The organism is Stenotrophomonas maltophilia group sp. msm1, assembly GCF_032025805.1.
Lineage (GTDB): Bacteria > Pseudomonadota > Gammaproteobacteria > Xanthomonadales > Xanthomonadaceae > Stenotrophomonas > Stenotrophomonas hibiscicola.
Genome location: NZ_JAVSKH010000001.1, coordinates 285,364 through 304,844, shown reverse-complemented (window position 1 = coordinate 304,844; position 19,481 = coordinate 285,364). Strand labels below are relative to the sequence as shown.

The following is a 19,481-nucleotide window of genomic DNA, read 5'->3' as shown; positions in this document are numbered from 1 at the left end:
CGCCGGGCATGGCCCGGCGCTACCGAAAAGGCGCGGGTAGCGGGGCCATGCCCGGCAAGCGCTCAGCGGCCCAGATGCCCGTACACCGCGTGGCCGATCTGGAACAGGCTGATGCCCAGCACCAGCACGCCCACGGCCACCAGCACCCAGCGCTCCTTCACCCGCTTGACCAGGATCGCCGCCACCGGCGCGGCCATCATGCCGCCGATCAGCAGGCCGGCGACGATCTGCAGGTGCTGCACGCCCATCGACAACAGGAAGGTCGCTGACACCGTCAACGTGACCACGAACTCGGCTGCGTTGACTGTTCCGATGGTGGTGCGCGCCGGCCGCCGCGGGCGAGCAGAGTGGACGTGGCGATGGGCCCCCAGCCACCGCCGCCGCTGGCGTCGAGCAGGCCGGCGAAGAAGCCCAGCACCGGCACCCGGCGGATCTCGCCCTTGGGCATCCAGCGCCCAGCGGCGCGGGCCAGGATGATGATCGCCAGCACCAGCAGGTACAGGTAGATCAGTGGCCGGATGATCTCGCCCGGGAGCTGCGTGAGCACGTACGCGCCCAGGGCGCCGCCCACTGCGCCGGGCAGGGCCAGGCGCAGGAACAGGCGCTTATCGACATTTCCGGCTGCGAGGTGCGACACCCCCGAGGCGCCCGTGGTGAACACTTCAGCGGTGTGGATGCTGGCGCTGACCTGCGCCGGCGGCAGGCCCATGCTCAGCATCACCGACGAGGACACCAGGCCGAACGCCATGCCCAGCGCGCCGTCGACCAGCTGTGCGCCCAGGCCGATGAGGATGAACCACCAGAATTCGCTGCTCAGCTCCATGCACCGAGCCTAGCGCGCCGGGAGTGCGGACCAAGGTCCGCACCCACCGGGTGCTCAACGGTCAACGGGTGCCGTACAGCACCACGGTCTTGCCGCGGGCATGCAGCAGGCCGTCGGTCTGCAGTTTCTTCAGCACGCGGCCGGCCATCTCGCGCGAGCAGCCGACCAGGCGCGCCAGCTCCTGGCGCGATACACGCAGCTGGCTGCCTTGCGGATGGCTCATCGCCTCCGGCTCCTGCGCCAGGTCGTGCAGGGTGCGCACGATCCGGTCGGTCACGTCCAGGAATGCCAGGCGGCTGGCCTTGCGGCTGGTGTCGAGCAGGCGCTTGGAAATCTGCTGGCCCAGAGCATACAGCAGGCGCGGGGCATCGGCCGACAGCGGGCCGAGGAACAGCTGATGCAGGCGCTCGTAGCTGATTTCGGCCAGCTCGCAGGCGGTACGGGTCCGCAGGATCACCTCGCGGCGGTCCGATTCGACGAACAGGCCCATCTCGCCGACGAATTCGCCGGCACCAAAGTAGCCCAGCACCAGCTCGCGATCGTCATCTTCCTCGGCCATGATCGAAACCGAGCCGCTGATGACGTAATACAGGGTTCCCGCCGGGTCCCCGGGCCGGAAGACGTCGGTACGGGTGGGGTATCGCCGCCTGTGGCTGTGCGCCAGGAAACGATCGATTGTGGCGATATCCAGGGCCAGTGGACTGCTAGCTAGGCGCACGGTTGACACGATAGGAGCGCTCCCTCTGCGCATGAACGGATTCACGGGGTCGATAGCGGAGCTTAACCAGCGCAATTGTTAAGGGCAAACAGTGTGCCAGATGTGAGCGCTCTTCACGTTCCCCCCGGGGGCAGTTTGCCCCATAATTCCCCCTTTCCCTTCTTACACAGGAATCGACCGCCGTGGTCAAGCCGTTGCCTCGCCTGAGGCTGCAGGGTTTCAACAACCTCACCAAGGCGCTGAGCTTCAACATCTATGACGTGTGTTACGCGCGCACCGAAGAGGAGCGTCAGCGTTACATTGAATACATCGATGAAGAGTACAACGCCGACAGGCTGACTCAGATCTTGACCGATGTCGCCGAGATCATCGGCGCCAACATCCTGAACGTGGCCCGCCAGGACTACGACCCGCAGGGTGCCTCGGTGACCATCCTGATCTCCGAAGAACCGGTGATCGACAAGAAGCTGGCCGGCAAGGAGCTGATCTCCGACGCCGTGGTCGCGCACATGGACAAGAGCCACATCACGGTCCATACCTACCCGGAGACCCATCCGCAGGAAGGTATCGCGACGTTCCGCGCGGACATCGACGTGGCCACCTGTGGCGTCATTTCCCCGCTGAAGGCCCTGAACTACCTGATCGAGAGCCTGGAATCGGACATCGTGATCATGGACTACCGCGTCCGTGGCTTCACCCGTGATGTGAAGGGCAAGAAGCACTTCATCGACCACAAGATCAACTCGATCCAGAACTTCCTGGCCAAGAACATCAAGTCGCGTTACGAGATGTTCGACGTCAACGTCTACCAGGAAAACATCTTCCACACGAAGATGCACCTGAAGGACTTCGACCTGGACCAGTACCTGTTCGAGGAAAAGGCCAGGAACCTGTCGTTCAAGGAGCGCATGAAGATCGAGGCGCTGCTCAAGCGCGAGATCGAAGAGTTGTTCCACGGCCGGAACCTGTCCGAGTAAGCCCCATGTGCGATGCCCGCAGGCATCGCCACCCGGCGGGACGACCCGCCCCGTGGAACTGGCGTCGCACGCGCGATTGGCTCCATGGTGATGTACCGACCCACGGCCCGGTGTGAAAACACCGGGCCGTTTCGTTTTTTCCCCAAAAGGTAAGGAGCCCCCACCCATGCCCTGGATCTACCTGCTGCTGGCCGGCCTGTTCGAGATCGGTTTCGCCCTCGGAATGAAGTACTCCGAAGGCTTCAGCAAACCCCTGCCCACCGTTGCCACGGTGGTGTCCGCCCTGATCAGCCTGTACCTGATGAGCCAGGCGATGAAGAGCATCCCGGTCGGCACGGCCTATGCGATCTGGACCGGCATCGGTGCCATGGGCGTGGCGGTGCTGGGCATCTATCTGTTCAACGACAGTGCGTCGCCGGCCCGCCTGGCCTGCGTGGGCCTGATCGTAGCCGGCGTGATCGGCCTGAAGCTGGTCTCGCCCAACTGATTGATGGCCCGACCAACGGTCGGGCCCCACCGTCGGCCCCCGCACCTCTGGTAGCCGCACCGTTGGTGCGGGCGACCCTTCAAATGCGGTAGGCGATGGTCTTCATCACCCTGGAGGCCAGTGCCATCGCGCCCGGAATCGGGAACGGAAGACGGCGTGCGCCGGCCTGCTCGGCGTGCTCGGCATGGCGGGCCTCGTCCTCCTTCATCACCTGGATGACCGCGCGGCTGCGCAGGTCGCCGGGCGGCAGGTCGACCAGATGCTCGTCCAGGTGGGCCTCCACCGGCGCTCGGTCTCGACCACGAAGCCGAGGTTCCAGCCGTCACCGCGCAGCCCGGCCAGCGTACCGATGGTATAGCTGCCGGCGTACCACAGCGGGTTGAACAGGCTGGGACGGCTGTCCAGTTCGGCCAGCCGGGTGGCACACCAGGCCAGATGGTCGGTCTCTTCCTGGGCCGCTTCCAGCAGGTGTTCACGCGTGGCCGGGTCGCGGGCCACGGCGGCCTGGCCGAAATACAGGCCCTGCGCACAGACTTCGCCGACGTGGTTGATCCGCACAGGCCGGCGGCATGGCGGCGCTCGGCGCTGCCCATGCCGGGCTCGTCGGTCTCCGCAGCCGGGTAGGGGCGGGCCGCCGGTGGGTTGCCGAACACCGTATCCAGGGCGCGCTGCGCCTCGGTCAGCAGGTGGTCCAGCGGGGTGGTCTGGCGGAGCACGGTCATGGCAGTACGCGGTGGGGCGGAAGTCCCCGATTCTCGCCCGGCCCTGCGTCCGTGCCAACCCGGCCTGACGGTCCACTTGCAAGTGGCTGGCAAGGCCAGTACAATCCCGCCTCTTGCGCTTCACCTTTTCACAACGCGTGGCAGAGTTCCGGCGAGCCTTTCGCCGCAATGAGCCCGACCTAACCTAGAGTTCTTCATGAGCACTTTCACTGCCAAGAACGAGACCGTCCAGCGCGACTGGTACCTCGTCGACGCCGAGGGCAAGACCCTGGGCCGTCTCGCCACCGAGCTGGCCCGCCGTCTGCGTGGCAAGCACAAGCCGGTCTACACCCCGCACGTTGATACCGGCGACTACCTGGTCGTCATCAATGCAGAAAAGATTGCCGTCACCGGCAAGAAGCTGCAGGACAAGATGTATCACCGTTTCACCGGTTACATCGGCAACCTGAAGACCGAGTCCTGGCCCAGGCGCTGGAGCGCCACCCGGAGCGCGTGATCGAGATCGCCGTCAAGGGCATGCTGCCGAAGGGCCCGCTGGGTCGCCAGATGTACCGCAAGCTCAAGGTCTACGCCGGCACTGAGCATCCGCACGCCGCACAGCAGCCGCAGGTTCTGGATATCTAATCATGGCTATCACTCAAAACTACGGCACTGGCCGCCGCAAGTCCTCCACCGCTCGCGTGTTCCTGCGCAAGGGTTCGGGCAACATCACCGTCAATGGTCGTCCGCTGGACGAGTTCTTCGGTCGTGAGACCGCGCGCATGATCGTGCGCCAGCCGCTCGAGCTGACCAAGAACACCGAAAGCTTCGACATCCTGGTCACCGCCGCTGGCGGCGGCACCACCGGCCAGCCGGTGCGATCCGTCTGGGTATCGCCCGTGCGCTGGTCGAGTACGACGAAAGCCTGAAGTCCGAGCTGCGCAAGGCTGGCTTCATGACCCGCGACGCCCGCGAAGTCGAGCGTAAGAAGGTCGGTCTGCACAAGGCCCGCCGCGCCACCCAGTTCTCCAAGCGCTGATCTGCTGCGCCTAGTTGGGCTCCTTCGGGGGCCCGCTGGATGGAAAAGCAAAAGCCCGGCTTCGGCCGGGCTTTTGTCGTTTTGGAGTCAGGCATTTCGTGGTTGCCGGCCAGCGGCCGGCACTACCCGTCTTTTTGCATGTCCGACCCCGGGCCTCTCTCTGGAGAAGAGCCCCTTGTTGTTCAAGGGGGTGCGCCGACAGGCGCGGGGATAAGGTGGAATGCGTGACCAAATTAAAAGCAAAAGGCCAGATCTTTCGATCTGGCCTTTTGCTTTTAATTTGGCTGCCCCGGATGGATTCGAACCACCGAATGCCTGAGTCAGAGTCAGGTGCCTTACCGCTTGGCGACGGGGCAAAACGTACAACGATTTTCTCACTTATCACGCTGAAAAACAACTTCATTTTCAGTGTGGTGGCTATGGGTGGACTCGAACCACCGACCCCAGCATTATGAGTGCTGTGCTCTAACCGGCTGAGCTACATAGCCTTGGTGAGCCCGCTATTCTGCGGATGTGTACCGTCCCTGTCAACACTTTTGTGCCGTGCTTGTGGGCCGACAGAGGGCGTGGGATAGTCCCGGGCAGTAGATTTTCTTAGGAGTCCGCATCGTGATCGATCCGGACGGCTATCGACCGAACGTCGGCATTGTGCTGATGCGGCAGGACGGCCAGGTGTTCTGGGCACGACGCGTGCGCCGGGATGGTTGGCAGTTCCCGCAAGGGGGCATGAACACCGATGAGACGCCCGTCGAGGCCATGTATCGTGAACTGCAGGAAGAAACCGGCCTGCTGCCTGAGCATGTGGAAGTGCTCGGGGCCACGCCCGGTTGGCTGCGCTACAAGCTGCCGGCGCGGGCCATCCGCCGCAACGAGCGGCAGGTCTGCATCGGCCAGAAGCAGGTCTGGTTCCTGCTGCGCCTGACCGGCGACGAATCCCATGTGAAGCTGGACCACACTGACTCGCCCGAGTTCGATCATTGGCGCTGGGTCGATTTCTGGTACCCGGTGGAGCATGTGGTGGTGTTCAAGCGCGGCGTCTATGCGCGCGCACTGCGTCATCTGGCGCCTTTGGCGCGCGGGGTCGCCGGACAGGGCGTAACCGCCATGCCCAAGAGCGCCGCCGAGGCTTGGATGCCCGGCCACACGGCCGGCCACGACCGCCCGCGCAAGCGCGCCCGCGGACGCGCGGCTACTGGCCGAAGAAGGCCACGGGTGATGGCCCAGCCAGCTGACGGGCTGAACGGTATCGAGAATGGTTCAGGTCTCTGATTGACAACCATTCTCGTTTCCATTGGAATAGCCATCAGGCCGCTCCTGGCCTGTCAGCCCGGTTCCCGCCTGTGTACGTCTGCATCTGCAACGGAGTCACCGACCACCAGATCCGCGAAGCCGCCAGCCATGGTGTCAGCACGGTGGCCGAACTGACCATGCGGACCGGCTGTGGTGCGACCTGCGGTTCCTGCCTGGACATGGCCGCGGACCTCTTGGCCAAGGCGCGTGCGACCCACGATCTGCCGCTGCCGGTATTGGGCCTGGCCCAGGTTGCCTGATCGTTTCTTCGCGGCGCATTGACGCCGCGCTTTCGCATCCTTCACGCGCGGCCGCACAGGCCAATGCGCACGATTCGCGTTCCTTCACGGCCGCAGGCAAGGCGTTAAAGTGCCTGCGTTTTCAGCGTGCAGGAGCATCCCATGAAGGGCGACACCAAGGTCATCGAATTCCTCAACAAGGTCCTCTACAACGAGTTGACCGCGATCAACCAGTACTTCCTGCACGCCAAGATGCTGAAGAACTGGGGCATCAAGGAACTGGCCGAGCACGAGTACAAGGAATCGATCGACGAGATGAAGCATGCCGACATGCTCGCCGACCGCATCCTGTTCCTCGAAGGCCTGCCGAACTTCCAGGCGCTGGGCAAGCTGCGCATCGGCGAGAACCCGACCGAGATCCTGCAGTGCGACCTGTCGCTGGAGCGCGACGGCGTGGTCACCCTGCGCGAGGCCGTCGCCTATGCCGATTCGGTCGGCGACTATGTCAGCCGCCAGCTGTTCGTGAAGATTCTCGATTCGGAAGAAGAACACATCGACTGGCTGGAAACCCAGCTCGACCTGATCGAGCGCATCGGCGAGCCCAAGTACCTGCTGAGCAAGCTGGAAGAGTGAGTCAGCTGTCCTGGCCGGCACGATGCTGCGCCAGGTAGCCCGTCAGCGCCACACGTGCCCGGGCGAATTCGGCAACCAGCAGCGCGACCGCCACCGCGGGGCGCTGCAGGCTGCCACCACGGGCCTCGCGTTCGATGCGCTGCGCGACCGCCGACAGCGACAGGGCTCCCACGTTCGCACTCGACGATTTCAGGCTGTGCGCGACCGCCTGCAGGCGGGGCTCGTCGCCGCTCTGCGCGGCCTGCTGCAGCTGCTGCACCATCGCTGGCGCATCGTCAAGAAAGACCGACACGATCTGGATGGCGGCGTCGCCGATCACCGCGTGCAGTTCGTCCAGCACATCGCGGTCGAGTACCGGTTGTGGCTTGGAGCCCACTCGGCTGTCATCGTCCTGCAGAGCCGAGCCATGCTCGGCTGATGGAGCCCCGCTGCTGTTGGCCGTCAGCCGAGCCATGCTCGGCTCTGCAGAAGGCCGTGCAGGTGATGCGGCTTTACCGCCACCCCAGCGCTTCAACAGCGCATGCAGCGTGGCGCGGGCGATCGGCTTGGACAGGTAATCGTCCATGCCAGCCTGCAGGCAGCGCTCGCGGTCGCCGGCCATGGCATTGGCGGTCATCGCGATGATCGGCAGGCGCGCTCGCCCGATTTCCGCTTCTTCCGCACGCCAGTGGCGCGTGGCGGCGTAGCCGTCCAGCACCGGCATCTGGCAATCCATCAGCACGATGTCCACGCCGCCTTCGCGAAGAGCGGCCAATGCCTGCTCGCCATCGACGGCGTTGCGCACCTCGCACTGGAATACGCGCAGCAGCTGCTCGGCCACCATCCGGTTGACCGTATTGTCTTCCACCAGCAGCACGCGCAGGTGCAGTGGCGGCAGCACCGGCGCGGGTACCCCATCTCCGGCACTGGAAAGCAGGGCGGCAGGACGGGTAGGCGTGACAGGTGCGGCCAGGAGTGCATGCAGTGCGGCATCGTCGAAGTGCGTGGGCAGCTGGCGCTGGCGCGGTCGTTGCGCTGGTGCGTCATCCTGCAGCCAGAGCACCTGCAGTGCGTCGTCGTCACCGCGCTCGGCCAGTGCCTGCTGCAGCATCGCCTCGCCGCTGCGCCGCGCGCGTGCATCGACCAGCAGCCACGCCGGTGCCGGTTGCCCGGGTTGCGGCGCGGTGCGCAGCTGTTCGACCACGGCGTCCAGCTGGCTCAGCATCTGCACCTGCAGCCCATGGTGGGGGCGATGCGCTCGATGCGTTTCTGCAGCATTGCATCGGCACTGAACAGCAGCAGCGCTGTCGGCGCGCGGGCCATCGCCGGCAGGTCGCCGGGCACCTTCAGCAGCGGAATCTCGAACCAGAACGTAGCACCCTGGCCGGGCGTGGACTGCACGCCGATCTGCCCGTGCATCAGGTCGATGATGCGCCTGCAGATGGCCAGGCCCAGGCCGGTGCCGCCGTAGATGCGCGTGGTCGAGGCATCGGCCTGGCTGAAGGACTGGAACAGGCGTGCCTGCAGTGCCTCATCGATGCCGATGCCGGTGTCGATGATCTCGAAGCGCAGCTGGTGCTGGGCCGCGCCTTCGCCCAGCCGCTGCACGCGCAGCTGTACCTGGCCGCGTGCGGTGAACTTGATGGCATTGGCCAGAAGATTGCTCAGCACCTGGCGCAGGCGTACCGGGTCGCCGCGCACCGGCAGGCGCACCGACGGGTCAAGCTGCAGGGTCAGGGACAGGCCCTTGGCGTCGGCGGCGCGCTGCATCAGCTGCACCACGCCATCCAGCAGATCGCGCAGGTTGAAGCTGGTGATTTCCAGTTCCAGCGCCTGTGCTTCCAGCCGTGAGTAGTCGAGGATGTCATCGACGATGCGCAGCTGCTGTGAACTGGCCGAAGCGGTGGCCAGCATCTGCCGCTGGTCCTCGCCCAGCGGCCCGTGCGCGATCAGCTCCAGCATCGGCAGGATGCCGTTGAGCGGGGTGCGGATCTCGTGGCTCATGGTGGCCAGGAACTCGCCCTTGGCCAGCACCGCTGCTTCGGCGGCCTGCTTGGCCTGCAGCAGCTGCTGTTCCAGCTGGCCCTGGCGTTCGGTGGTACGGCGCAGCTGGTCGCGTTCGGCGGCGAGCGCATCGTGTGCGCGTTGCAGCCGGGCCAGTGCACGGCTGCGTGCGCGCAGGCGCAGGCCCAACAGCAGCGCCACGGCGGCCGCGGCAAGGGCAACCAGCAGCACGCCCCACAGCGGCACGTCAGAGCACCGCGTTGTGGAAGTCGAAGTTCAGGTCGCTGCCGGCCGACTGCACCATGTTGCCCTGGATGGAGTCGACGCCGCCGACCCACATCGCCGCGGCGGCCTGTGGGTCCTCGATCTGCTGCCCGATGATCTGCAGCCCGGCCGCATGTGCCTGTTCGATCGCCTTGCGCAGTTCCTCGCGCGTGGCCGGGTTGGCATGGCTGCTGGAGAAGCGCGCGGCCATGCGCACGAACGACAGCGGCAGCTGGGTCAGCAGGGCGTCGGCTTCGCCGCTGGGCTCGAACTGGCTCAGGCAGAAGCGCACCCCGGGGCCGGCCATGCGCTGGCAGAACTGTTGCAGCGGCACGGTGTGGATCAGTGCGTCGGGCAGGCGCACGTCGATCACCAGCGCACTGCCCGGCAGGTCACGCTGCTGCAGCGATTCCAGCAGCCAGTCGGCGAAGGCGTCGCGCTGCAGGGTGCGCAGCGACTGCGAGACGAACAGGTTCAGCGGCGGCGTGGCGTGCCGGTAGAGATCCAGCAGGCCCAGCGCGTGGTCCATCACCTGCTGGTCGAGGTCGGCGATACGGCCTGCCGCTTCGGCGGCCGGAATAACCTGGCCGGCCGCCAGCACCGTGCCATCGGCCTGGCGCAGGCGCAGCAGCAGCTGGTACTGCGCGGTGTTGCCACCGGCGACGGCGACGATCGGCTGATAGGCCAGCTCCAGCTGGCCTTCCAGCAGTGCCAGGTGCTCCTGTTCGGTGACGGCCTGGCGGTGCACATGGCCCGCCACACCGGCGCTGAGCAGGCGTGCCTGCAGGGTGGTGCGCTCGATCGCTTCCAGTGCAGCGTTGGCATCGTCGAAGCCCGGCGACAGCGGCGCATAACCCACCACGCCGCGCAGGTGCACCGATTCGTCGTCGCGGATCACGAAGGCACGCGCCGACAGCTGCTCGCGCAGGGAAGCGGCGATGCCTTCCAGGGCATCTTCGTCGGCGTTGCGGGCCAGCAGCAGGAAACTGTTGTCGTTCAGGCGTGCCAGCAGGTGTGGATGGCGGCCTCGGCGGCAGGCGCGCTGCCCGGCCTGTACCATCAGGCGCTCGAAGGCGGCATAACCATAGCGTTCGCGCAGCCCCAGCGCGCTGGCCACTTCGATGAAGAACACACCGCCCCGGTCGCGGTGGGCGAGTGCGGTGTTGAGCTGCTGCAGTACGTGATGGCGCGTCGGCAGGCCGGTTTCCGGATTGCTGGTGGCCGGTACGCCGCTGGCACCGGGCAGGGTCGCGGCCTGCGCACGTGCGCGGCGGATGCGGTTGGCCACGGCGGCGATCAGGTGGCGCGGGCGGATCGGCTTGCTCAGGTAATCGTCGGCGCCGCTGTCGAGCACTTCGAACTGGCGCTCTGGATCCGGATCGCCGCTGAGGAACACGATCGGCAGCAGCTGCAGGCCGGGCTGCTGGCGAATCAGTGCGGTCAGCCGCATGCCATCCAGTCCGGGCAGGTGCAGATCCATCAGGATCAGGTCGGGACGGTGTTCCTTGATCGCCTGCAGCGCGCCATCGGCGTCGCTGTGCACGATCGCCTGCATGCCGGCGCCGTGCAGCACGCTCTGCGCGAACAGGGCCTGGGCGCGGTCGTCCTCGACGATCAGAACGCGGTAGGGCGAATCGGAGGCCAACGGCGCCTGGTCGTTGTTGCCAGCCTCGGCCAGGAAGGCCGGGCCCGGCAGAGGCGGTGGCGCGCTGCCGATCGATGCGGGCATGTCGGAGCTGGCCAGCGGCGGAACCACTGCGGGTACTGCGGCGACCGCGCTCGCCGGCTCCGCGGCCCAGCGTTGCCAATGATCGGCCGGAGGGGATTCAGCGCGTCCCGGGCGGGCGCCCGCGGGGGATTCGTTTGCGGCCATCGGTGCTCTCCTGGTGTTCGCGTCCATTATGCGACAAGCCCGAGGTTCAACCGGTACCCGGCTGGCGCGGACCGTCCGGCGACGCACTGCGTGCCAGCCAGCGCACGCCCTTCCACAAGGTGCGCCAGACCAGCCACACCAGCAGCGCGCGCCAGGCTGCAGGCCAGCACCACGATCAGCGCGATCCACGGGTGTGCAGGGGCAGGGCCAGGCCCCCGACCACCACGGTGTCCTCGGCGGCGGAGGCCACCCAGTTGCTGGCAGGCTCGGGCGAGGTATTGAGCAGGGCACGGGTGCCGGCTTTCAGTCCATGGCTGGCCAGCGCGACACCGGCACCGGCAGCAAGTGCGCCGGTACCCAGCTGCCCATCCGGCGACAGCGTGGCTGCGGCAAGGAAGGCACCTGCGGGTACACGTGCCAGGGTCTGCACCAGGTCCCACGCCGAGTCCACGCCGGGAATCTTGTCGGCGAAGAATTCGGTCACCGCCAGCGCCGCCGAAGTGCCCAGCACCCACCACGATTCAGTAGCCTGCAGGGCCGGTGGCAGGTCGACCCAGCCGAGCAGGCCGGCCAGGCCGACACCGAACACGGTGAGGTAGACGCGGATGCCGGCCAGCCAGGCCAGCAGGATGCCGATCACGAACAGGTGGGCTTCGGTCATGGCGATGCTCCGGCGACGGAACTGTGCAGGGAACCACACTATCGACGATGGCATGCCTGAACGCCACAGACCGTGGCTCGCTGCTGCGCAGGAAACCCACCCGTCCTGTCATACACTAGCCCGTCGTTTGCCACAGGGGCCGTACCGGTGTCGCCCTTGCGATACCCCGGAAACCACCCATGACCAACCGTCCTCCCATGCGCGTGCAGGTCCGCCTGCCCGGCGCGCCGCAACCGCCTGCCGACCGTCGCCGCCTGCTGGTGATCGGCGGCATCTGGCTGCTCAGCCTGGTGCTGGCCGTGCTCGGTGGCTGCTGGATGGCCACCCCGCGCGATGCCCGGGGCCAGCGCCTGCAGGCCGCCGAGAAGCGTGCCGAGACGCTGCAGGCGCAGCTGACCGAACTGCGCCAGAAGCAGGCCACGCTGGAAGCCTCCGACCGCATCAGCCGCGCTGCCAACACCGAGGTGCAGTCCTCGCTGGCCGAGCGCGATGAGGAAATCGCCGGCCTGCGTGCCGACGTTGCCTTCTATGAGCGCCTGGTGGGTTCGACCAGCCAGCGCAAGGGCCTGAACACCCATTCGATCGAGTTCAGCCCGGAAGCGGCCGGCACGTGGCAATACACCGCCGTGCTGACCCAGAACCTCAACCGCGGCGCCATCAGCCAGGGGCAGATGCGCTTCACCGTGGAAGGCGTCAGGAACGGCAAGCTGGCCACGATCAGCTGGGATGATCTGCACCAGCGCAGCAAGGTACCGGGACAGGATTACTCGTTCCGGTACTTCCAGCAGCTCACCGGCAGCGTGATGCTGCCGGCTGACTTCACCCCGCAACGCGTGCGGGTGACATTGGGGAGTGGTACGGGGGTACCACCCAGGTATTCGACTGGAAACAGGCCGGTGCGCCGGCCGCCAAAGGGGAGTAGGCAGATGTTCGGAAGCAGCAAATCCAACCGTGAAGGCCAGCTGGTGGTGGATGCCCTGATCGGCAACCAGGTGGTGATCCGCGGTGATGTGGAATTCAGTGGTGGCCTGTACGTGGAAGGCCGCATCCATGGCAAGGTGATCGCCGCCGAAGGCGCCAGTGGCGCGACCCTGACGGTCGCCGAGCACGGCGTGATCGAGGGCGAAATCCGGGCCCAGGTGGTGGTCATCAGCGGTCGCCTGGACGGCGATGTACACGCCACCGAGAAGGTCGAGTTGACCCCGAGCGCACGGGTCAATGGCAACGTCCATTACCAGGTGGTGGAGATGAATGCGGGCGCCCAGCTGAACGGCCGCCTGATCCATGCCAGCGCCCCGGTGGCGGCCCTGCCGGCGCCGGAAGGCGATGAGGCCAATGGCGGCAAGGGCGACACTGCTGCACGCCGCAAGCTGGCCGAGGCGATGGCTTGAAAGCCATCCCCGGCACCCCCATGCTGGCATCATGAGCACGCTAGTCTCCCTGCCCGGCGCCACTCCGGTTGCCGCGCCCGATTACCAGTCGCTGGAGCGCCCGCTGAACTTCACCGAGTCGGCGGCGCCAAGGTCAAATCCCTGATCCAGGAAGAGGGCAACCCCGACCTGGCCCTGCGTGTTTACATCGAGGGCGGCGGCTGTTCGGGCTTCCAGTACGGGTTCGAGTTCGACGAGAACCGTGCCGAGGATGACCTGGCGGTACAGACCAGCGGGGTGACCCTGCTGGTCGATCCGATGAGCCTGCAGTACCTGATGGGCGCAGAGGTGGATTACACCGAGAGCCTGACCGGTGCGCAGTTCGTGATCCGCAACCCGAACGCGAAGACCACCTGCGGCTGCGGCAGCAGCTTCAGCATGTAAGAGCCCTGTGGCCAGGATGTGCCAACCAAGGTTGGCACCTGTCAGAGCGGATCCGTAGATCCACGCCATGCGTGGATGCTCTGTGCCCTCCAGCCCACAACAGCAGATTGCGCACAGCGCCGACCTTGCCACCCGCATCGATTGGCGGCACGCTTGCCGGATGCCCAATACTTCTTCGCCGCTTTCCGGTTTTGCCTTCGTTGGCGAACCGCTGGAGCGCGCCGATGCCCTGCGCGACGATGCCGATGCACTGGCGCGCCTGTGGCCGGGCGCGCGCATTCTCGTGCTCGATCAGGACGGCAGCGCCTTCACCGGCGATGACGACCAGCCGCTGGCGCTGACCGGCGCCGACGTCGGGGTGGTCCCGGCTCCGCGATCTTCCTCGGCCTGCGCGGGGAACAAGCGTGGTTCTCGGTTGAAGCCGCCAGCGTCACCGTCACCGCACCACGTCGCCTCGACCTGCGCCAGGCCGCTCTGCTGTGGTCGATGGCCGATGCGACCGCCTTCAGCTATGCCCGCGGCATGTCCTACTGGCACTCGCGCACCCGCTTCTGCGGTGTGTGCGGCGGCGCCGTGGCGTTTGCCCGCGGCGGCTTCGTCGGCCGTTGCGCGCAGTGTTCCACCGAGCACTACCCGCGTGTCGATCCCGCCGTGATCGTCGCCGTGGAGAACCAGGGCCGGCTGCTGCTGGGCCGGCAGTCGAACTGGGCCCCGCGTCGTTACTCGGTGCTGGCTGGCTTCGTCGAACCCGGCGAGACGTTCGAGCAGACCGTGGTGCGTGAAGTGCACGAGGAGAGCAAGGTGCGGGTGACCGCCTGCCAGTACCTCGGTTCGCAGCCGTGGCCTTTCCCCGGCGCGCTGATGATCGGTTTCCGTGCACAGGCGCAGGATGACCTGCCGACTGTGGATGGCGAACTGGAAGACGCGCGCTGGTTCACTGCCGATGAGGTTGGCGCAGCATTGGCACGCGATTTGGACGACGATGGCCAGGGCATCCGCCTGTCGCCGCCGATCTCGATTTCGCGCGGCCTGATCGAACACTGGTACCGCGAGCAGCAGGGCTGAACCGGGCTGCGGCCGGGCCGGTTGTGGCTGCTGTATTGCCGCCACCTGAACACGGCCCGGGTTACAGTCCGGTTCACCGCTGAGGGGGCGCCGCTGCGACAGGTAAGGTAACGGCGCCGAGCGTTCCGTTTCGTAGGGAGACCTGCCATGTTCACCACTCTGGCCGCCGTGCTGGTGGCACTGGCCCTGGGCCATGTTGCCCCGGCCGCTGCCGCCTCGCTGCGCCGTTTCGACGGCTTCCGGCGCTGGCTGGGCTGGCTGGACGCGCATGGCGGAAAGGCGTGGCAGGCACCGGCCGGTGTTGCATTGGCACTGCTGCCGCCGCTGCTGCTGATGGCGCTGCTGGCATGGCTGCTGCGCGGGGTGCTGTTCGGGCTGCCGTCGCTGATGCTGGGCGTGGCGGTGCTGGCCTGGTGCTGGGGGCCGCGTGATCTGGATCGTGATATCGAAGCGATCATCGATGCGGACGACGCCGCAACGCGTCAGGCCGCCGTGCGCAACCTGCAGGCGGCCGGTGGCAGCCTGCGCGAAGACGTGCCGTCGCTGGTCGAGGCCACCGTGCTCAACGCGCTGCGGCGCTGGTTCGCGGTGCTGTTCTGGTTCCTGCTGCTGGGCCCGGCCGGTGCGCTGGGGTACCGGCTGCTGGCGCTGATGGCGGAAAGCCCGATGCGTGCCCGCGTGCCGGTGGAGCCGCTGGCGCTGGCGCAGCGCCTGCTGGGCTGGATCGAGTGGCCGGTGGCGCAGCTGATGGCGTTTTCGATGGCGCTGGTGGGCAACTTCGATACGGCGTGGAAGGCGTGGCGCCAGGCGCATGGCGAGCGGCTGGCCGGCACCATCGGGTTCCTGGGCGCGGTGGCGCGGGCCAGCGTCAACGCCGAGCTGCGCGAAGATGCGCACGATTACACCGAGGCCGGGCTGTTGCCGGTGTGGCAGCGGCTGCCGGACCTGCGTGATGCGATGAGCCTGGTGTGGCGGATGCTGCTGCTGTGGCTGGCGATCCTCGCCCTGCTGGTGATTGCAGGCTGGGTGACGTAGGTGTTCTGGCAGGGCTTGCAGCCCTGCACCTGCAGAGGCCAAAGCCAAAGCCAAAGCGGCTCTGGGTTGCTGAGGGTTGGGCGGGGCGGTGTGGGGCTGCAGGACACGCCGTAAACCCCCAAACCGGCCCAGCCGCTGGCGGCTGTGCGTTCGGGCGCTTGCGAAGCAGTGCTTCGCAAGCAAAGCGCCCTCACCCCTGGGGGCTCGATGGCGCCATCCATGGCGCCAACGGTCCTGCAGCCCCACACCGCCCCACCCCCGACAGTTCCCGGTGACGGTGGGTCAACTGCGACTGCCGGTGGGTGTCGACCTTGGTCGACACGGTAGATCCACGCCATGCGTGGATGCGGAGCGAAGCGGTCCGCTTTCGCTTCTGATCTTCTTTTTCTTTTCCGTGGCGGACGCGCACGGAAACTGTCCGTGGCCGGGCGGGATGGGTTTGCGGGGGTGTCCGCGGCATGGGGCCGAGGCATGCCTCGGGCGGGTTGGGCAGGACGCCCAACCCTGGTCTTGCCGTGCGCGCAGGACAGCGCACACGAGCAAGCCGCGGCCAAGCCTCCACGGACGGATTCACGGCGTCCCCCGCAAACCCATCCCGCCCGGCCAACCCCAAGGCTTCTGCCTTCAAACGCCGCCCACCACGAGGGGCTGCGCGGTTGGCTGGAAACCTAGACCGGTGCCAGTGCAGTGAACGGTGCCCACGGCAGGTTGCGCAGCAGCGCATACCCGGGCAGCACCCAAAGCCAGAACACGGGATTGGCCAGCACCCGCATCAGCGGGTCGAGCACGCGTGGGCGGATGCCGGCGATGTTCAGCAGCATCAGCAACAGGAACGGCAGGCTGATGACCAGCAGCGGGTTCATCGCCATCGCGCCGGGCAGGTCGAAGTGGACCAGCGAATACAGGCAGCGCGTGCTGCCACATCCCGGGCAGTACAGGCCCGTCAGCGCGTACAGCGGGCAGCTCGGCAAGGGATTGCCGGCGACATACGGATTGACGTTGCGCAGCACCAGTGCGGCACCGGCGGCCAGGCCGGTGGCGGCCAGCAGTGGTGCCCAGCGGGCCAGTCGGGATCGGGTGGGCAGTGCGGACATGCAGCAACGGATCCGGCGCAGGCGCCGGATCCGTCCACGCGGATCAGTAGCCGCTGTTGCTCATCGCACCCATGCCGCCGAGAGCGACGATCAGGATGCCGTACAGCACGCCGACCACGACGGCGGCAATGGCCGACCAGATGGCCCACTTCTTGGCCTTGGCCGAGGATTCCTGGGCACCGGCGATGTCGCCAGCGGCCAGCTTGCCGTTGACCTGGGCGGCGTAGACGATCGACACGATGCCGGCCGGCAGGCAGCAGAACAGGGTGCTCAGGATGGCCCAGACCAGATTGTTCGGGACCTGCGGAGTGGCGGTATTCATGGGTTCAAGCTCCTTGATGGGTGGTGGTGGTGAATCATTGGTCGGAAAGAGCGCCCAGCACGGCCAAGCCGCCGAACAGCCCGAACCACAACAGCAACAGGACCGGCAGGGCCACGGCCGAAGCCACCGCCCACCAGCCCGCCTTGCGCGACGCACTGTAGGCCCCCGGCAGGTCGCCGGCCGCGCGGCGGCCATCGACCTGGGAGGCGTACACGATCGACACCACGCCCAACGGGAGGCAGCAGAACAGCGTCGTCAGGATCGCCCAGACCAGATGGTTGGGGATGTAGACCGGACGGCTGAGCGGTGGTGGTTGATTCAAAGCAAGACTCCATTCCTTGGTGGCCAGCCGTGATGTTTCGGCCGGACCTCCCCCCTGTGGGTGCGTAATCTACCGCAACCGACGTTGCATGTATGCGTTTACAGTCACGACATGTCGCGTACGCCACTGGACGGTGACGTATGTGGGGGAGGTCGCCGGGCCCGCCTGGCGGGCCGGTTCCGTCAGGCGTGATCGCCGCGCAGTGCCCGCACCTGGGCCTCCAGCACCGGGGCGCTGGTGCTGTGGCCATCCACGGCCGGCGCCGCGACCACTTCGACGGTGGCACGGAAACGGCGCGGCACCCGCATGCGGCCCAGGCGGCTGTCGCGCCGGCTCCACATGCTCGACCACATGCCGCGCAGGGCCATCGGCACCACCGGCACCGGCCGCCGTTGGAGGATCTTCTCAACGCCCGACTTGAACGGGGCCATCGCACCATCCCTGGTCAGCGCACCTTCCGGGAAGATGCAGACCAGCTCACCTTCGGCCAACGCGGCGTCAATCTCGTCGAACGCGCGCTGCATCAGCGCCGGGTCTTCGCGCGCGCCGGCGATCGGGATCGCCTTGGCGGTGCGGAAGATCCAGCGCATCACCGGGATGTTGAAGATCCGGTAGTACATGACGAAGCGCACCGGGCGTGGAATCGTCGCCGACAGGATCAGCGCGTCCATGTAGCTGACATGGTTGCAGACCAGCAGCGCGGCGCCTTCGTCGGGCACGTTGGCCTCGATGCCGTGCGGGCGCAGCCGGTACAGCGTGCGCACCATCAGCCAGCTGAGGAAGCGCATCAGGAATTCGGGAACGATGGTGAAGATGTAGATCGCCACCAGCGCGTTGGCGATGGCCAGCGCCAGGAACTGCTGCGGGATGGTCCAGTGCAGCAGCGTGTGCGCGGCCAGCGACAGCAGGGCCGCAGCGACGATGAAGCCGGAATTCTGGATGTTCAGCGCCGCGAACACGCGCGACATCTGCGCCTTCGGCGTGCGGCTCTGGATCAGCGCGAACAGCGGCACCACGAAGATGCCGGTGAACAGGCCGATGCCGACCAGGTCGATGACGATGCGGCTACTGCCCGGCTGCTGCAGGAACGGCCCGATGGCCAGCCCCTGCACGGTCGCCTCGCCGCTGCGGGCGAAGTACAGGTCGAGCAGGAACGCGGTCATGCCGAACGCGCCCAGCGGCACCAGGCCGATTTCCACCGTGCGCGCCGACAGCTTCTCGCACAGCAGCGAGCCGATGCCGGTGCCAACCGAGAACAGGGCCAGCGCAAAGATGTACAGGGTTGGCTCACCGCCCAGGTTGGTCACCGCATAGGCCGGTAGCTGCGAGGTCAGCACGGTGCCGACGAACCAGAACCAGGACACGCCCAGGATCGAATTGCGCACGGCTTTCTGCTGGCGCGCCATGCGCAGCACCGCCAGTGATTCCGGCAGCGGGTTCCAGTTGATCTTCAGGTTCGGGTCGCCGGCATCGACCTTGGGAATCAGGCGCGCGGCGATGTTGCCGCAGATCGCCAGCGCGATGATCGCGCAGGCCGCCACCACGGTGCCGTGGCTGCCGGCCACGGTGAACACCAGGCCGCCGACGATCATGCCGGACAGGATCGACATCGAGGTGCCCATCTCGACCAGGCCGTTGCCGCCGGTCAGTTCCTCGGGCTTGAGCACCGACGGCAGCACCGAGTACTTGACGGGGCCGAACAGGGTCGACTGCATGCCGGTGCAGAACAGGGCCACCAGCAGCACCGGCAGGCTCTGGGTGAGGAAGCCGGCGGCCGCCAGCGACATGATCACGATCTCCATGGTGGTGGTGATCACGATCAGTCGCGATTTCTCAAGTTTGTCGGCGATCTGCCCGGCCAGTGCCGAGAACAGGAAGTAGGGCAGGATGAAGATGGCCGGTGCCAGCGTGGCGTACAGCCCCAGCTCCTCCTCCGGCACGGCCATGAACAGCAACATGCTGATGATCGCCTGCCGGTACACGTTGTCGTTGAACGCGCCGAGTGCCTGGACCACGAAGAACGGCAGGAAACGGCGCTGGCGCAGCAGGGCGAACTGGTTGTGACCGGACATGGAGCCTCCTTGACCGGCGCAGCCTAGCATTCCTGCCCATCTGCTGTGGGTACGGACCTGTGGGTGCGG

The 19,481-nt window shown here is 66.8% G+C and carries 12 protein-coding genes, 2 tRNA genes and 10 pseudogenes; 12 read left to right on the top strand and 12 right to left on the bottom strand.

Annotated features, from left to right (window positions below; genetic code table 11):
* Window positions 1-62: 62 nt before the first annotated feature.
* Together ROV95_RS01380 and crp are read right to left on the bottom strand one after the other, a co-directional pair.
* A pseudogene (locus ROV95_RS01380) lies at window positions 63-823 on the bottom strand (sulfite exporter TauE/SafE family protein).
* Between the two features lie 61 nt (window positions 824-884).
* Window positions 885-1,574 carry a cAMP-activated global transcriptional regulator CRP gene (gene crp / locus ROV95_RS01375; protein WP_010482649.1) on the bottom strand — a complete coding sequence of 230 codons (690 nt, stop codon included), beginning with the start codon at window positions 1,572-1,574 and terminating at the stop codon, window positions 885-887.
* Between the two features lie 149 nt (window positions 1,575-1,723).
* On the opposite strand from crp, the gene speD reads away from it, so the two are divergent.
* Together speD and sugE are read left to right on the top strand one after the other, a co-directional pair.
* The gene (gene speD, locus ROV95_RS01370; RefSeq protein ID WP_019661504.1) at window positions 1,724-2,518 is read left to right on the top strand and encodes an adenosylmethionine decarboxylase; all 795 of its coding nucleotides are present in this window, start codon (window positions 1,724-1,726) and stop codon (window positions 2,516-2,518) included.
* Between the two features lie 166 nt (window positions 2,519-2,684).
* Complete coding sequence (gene sugE / locus ROV95_RS01365; protein ID WP_005419816.1) at window positions 2,685-3,005, top strand: quaternary ammonium compound efflux SMR transporter SugE; 321 nt, start codon at window positions 2,685-2,687, stop codon at window positions 3,003-3,005.
* Window positions 3,006-3,084: 79 nt separating this feature from the next.
* Here the strand turns inward: sugE and coq7 are convergent.
* Window positions 3,085-3,727: pseudogene (coq7, locus tag ROV95_RS01360) on the bottom strand (2-polyprenyl-3-methyl-6-methoxy-1,4-benzoquinone monooxygenase).
* Between the two features lie 196 nt (window positions 3,728-3,923).
* Between coq7 and rplM the strand changes: the two are divergent.
* Window positions 3,924-4,351, top strand: a pseudogene (gene rplM / locus ROV95_RS01355) (50S ribosomal protein L13).
* Between the two features lie 2 nt (window positions 4,352-4,353).
* A pseudogene (rpsI, locus tag ROV95_RS01350) lies at window positions 4,354-4,745 on the top strand (30S ribosomal protein S9).
* Window positions 4,746-5,026: 281 nt separating this feature from the next.
* On the opposite strand, the gene ROV95_RS01345 reads toward rpsI, so the two are convergent.
* Together ROV95_RS01345 and ROV95_RS01340 are read right to left on the bottom strand one after the other, a co-directional pair.
* Window positions 5,027-5,101, bottom strand: a tRNA-Gln gene (locus ROV95_RS01345).
* A 55-nt stretch (window positions 5,102-5,156) separates the two neighbouring features.
* Window positions 5,157-5,233 (bottom strand) — tRNA-Met (locus ROV95_RS01340).
* A 121-nt stretch (window positions 5,234-5,354) separates the two neighbouring features.
* Here ROV95_RS01340 and ROV95_RS01335 point away from each other — a divergent pair.
* From ROV95_RS01335 to bfr, 3 genes and pseudogenes are all read left to right on the top strand, one after another.
* Window positions 5,355-5,977 (top strand): annotated as a pseudogene (locus tag ROV95_RS01335) (RNA pyrophosphohydrolase).
* A 108-nt stretch (window positions 5,978-6,085) separates the two neighbouring features.
* Window positions 6,086-6,295, top strand: a complete 210-nt coding sequence (locus ROV95_RS01330; protein WP_019661500.1) for a bacterioferritin-associated ferredoxin — start codon at window positions 6,086-6,088, stop codon at window positions 6,293-6,295.
* A 141-nt stretch (window positions 6,296-6,436) separates the two neighbouring features.
* On the top strand, window positions 6,437-6,907 hold the full coding sequence (gene bfr / locus ROV95_RS01325; RefSeq protein WP_005414691.1) for a bacterioferritin: 471 nt from the start codon (window positions 6,437-6,439) through the stop codon (window positions 6,905-6,907).
* A gap of 1 nt (window position 6,908) precedes the next feature.
* Here bfr and ROV95_RS01320 read toward each other — a convergent pair.
* The 3 genes and pseudogenes from ROV95_RS01320 to ROV95_RS01310 form a co-directional block, all read right to left on the bottom strand.
* Window positions 6,909-9,136 (bottom strand): annotated as a pseudogene (locus ROV95_RS01320) (ATP-binding protein).
* A gap of 1 nt (window position 9,137) precedes the next feature.
* Complete coding sequence (locus ROV95_RS01315) at window positions 9,138-11,027, bottom strand: EAL domain-containing protein (protein WP_312542418.1); 1,890 nt, start codon at window positions 11,025-11,027, stop codon at window positions 9,138-9,140.
* Window positions 11,028-11,073: 46 nt separating this feature from the next.
* A pseudogene (locus tag ROV95_RS01310) lies at window positions 11,074-11,688 on the bottom strand (DUF4126 domain-containing protein).
* 179 nt (window positions 11,689-11,867) lie between these two features.
* On the opposite strand from ROV95_RS01310, the pseudogene ROV95_RS01305 reads away from it, so the two are divergent.
* The 5 genes and pseudogenes from ROV95_RS01305 to ampE all read left to right on the top strand — a co-directional run bounded on the left by ROV95_RS01305 (window position 11,868) and on the right by ampE (window position 15,602).
* A pseudogene (locus ROV95_RS01305) lies at window positions 11,868-12,610 on the top strand (DUF6776 family protein).
* Window positions 12,611-12,614: 4 nt separating this feature from the next.
* The gene (locus tag ROV95_RS01300) at window positions 12,615-13,079 is read left to right on the top strand and encodes a polymer-forming cytoskeletal protein (RefSeq protein ID WP_312542416.1); all 465 of its coding nucleotides are present in this window, start codon (window positions 12,615-12,617) and stop codon (window positions 13,077-13,079) included.
* 31 nt (window positions 13,080-13,110) lie between these two features.
* Window positions 13,111-13,502 (top strand): annotated as a pseudogene (erpA, locus tag ROV95_RS01295) (iron-sulfur cluster insertion protein ErpA).
* Window positions 13,503-13,662: 160 nt separating this feature from the next.
* Window positions 13,663-14,567 (top strand): annotated as a pseudogene (nudC, locus tag ROV95_RS01290) (NAD(+) diphosphatase).
* Window positions 14,568-14,714: 147 nt separating this feature from the next.
* Window positions 14,715-15,602, top strand: coding sequence for a regulatory signaling modulator protein AmpE (gene ampE, locus ROV95_RS01285; protein ID WP_227845010.1), 888 nt, complete (start codon window positions 14,715-14,717; stop codon window positions 15,600-15,602).
* A gap of 668 nt (window positions 15,603-16,270) precedes the next feature.
* On the opposite strand, the gene ROV95_RS01280 is transcribed toward ampE, so the two are convergent.
* The 4 genes from ROV95_RS01280 to ROV95_RS01265 all read right to left on the bottom strand — a co-directional run bounded on the left by ROV95_RS01280 (window position 16,271) and on the right by ROV95_RS01265 (window position 19,412).
* A complete protein-coding gene (locus ROV95_RS01280; protein ID WP_312542411.1) occupies window positions 16,271-16,696 on the bottom strand; it encodes a DUF2752 domain-containing protein in 426 nt (141 codons plus the stop codon).
* A gap of 43 nt (window positions 16,697-16,739) precedes the next feature.
* Window positions 16,740-17,018 carry a CD225/dispanin family protein gene (locus tag ROV95_RS01275; protein ID WP_005419785.1) on the bottom strand — a complete coding sequence of 93 codons (279 nt, stop codon included), beginning with the start codon at window positions 17,016-17,018 and terminating at the stop codon, window positions 16,740-16,742.
* A 34-nt stretch (window positions 17,019-17,052) separates the two neighbouring features.
* Entirely contained in the window at window positions 17,053-17,340 is a 288-nt protein-coding gene (locus ROV95_RS01270) for a CD225/dispanin family protein (protein WP_005419784.1), read from the bottom strand.
* Between the two features lie 182 nt (window positions 17,341-17,522).
* Window positions 17,523-19,412 carry an MFS transporter gene (locus ROV95_RS01265; RefSeq protein WP_019661491.1) on the bottom strand — a complete coding sequence of 630 codons (1,890 nt, stop codon included), beginning with the start codon at window positions 19,410-19,412 and terminating at the stop codon, window positions 17,523-17,525.
* Between the last annotated feature and the right edge of the window lie 69 nt (window positions 19,413-19,481).

What these genes read in the sequence shown, in the direction of transcription:
- crp (WP_010482649.1), bottom strand. Translation starts at nt 1,574, where the DNA reads ATGCGCAGAGGGAGCGCTCCTATCGTGTCAACCGTGCGCCTAGCTAGC.
- sugE (WP_005419816.1), top strand. Translation starts at nt 2,685, where the DNA reads ATGCCCTGGATCTACCTGCTGCTGGCCGGCCTGTTCGAGATCGGTTTC.
- bfr (WP_005414691.1), top strand. Translation starts at nt 6,437, where the DNA reads ATGAAGGGCGACACCAAGGTCATCGAATTCCTCAACAAGGTCCTCTAC.
- ROV95_RS01315 (WP_312542418.1), bottom strand. Translation starts at nt 11,027, where the DNA reads ATGGCCGCAAACGAATCCCCCGCGGGCGCCCGCCCGGGACGCGCTGAA.
- ROV95_RS01300 (WP_312542416.1), top strand. Translation starts at nt 12,615, where the DNA reads ATGTTCGGAAGCAGCAAATCCAACCGTGAAGGCCAGCTGGTGGTGGAT.
- ampE (WP_227845010.1), top strand. Translation starts at nt 14,715, where the DNA reads ATGTTCACCACTCTGGCCGCCGTGCTGGTGGCACTGGCCCTGGGCCAT.
- ROV95_RS01280 (WP_312542411.1), bottom strand. Translation starts at nt 16,696, where the DNA reads ATGTCCGCACTGCCCACCCGATCCCGACTGGCCCGCTGGGCACCACTG.
- ROV95_RS01275 (WP_005419785.1), bottom strand. Translation starts at nt 17,018, where the DNA reads ATGAATACCGCCACTCCGCAGGTCCCGAACAATCTGGTCTGGGCCATC.
- ROV95_RS01265 (WP_019661491.1), bottom strand. Translation starts at nt 19,412, where the DNA reads ATGTCCGGTCACAACCAGTTCGCCCTGCTGCGCCAGCGCCGTTTCCTG.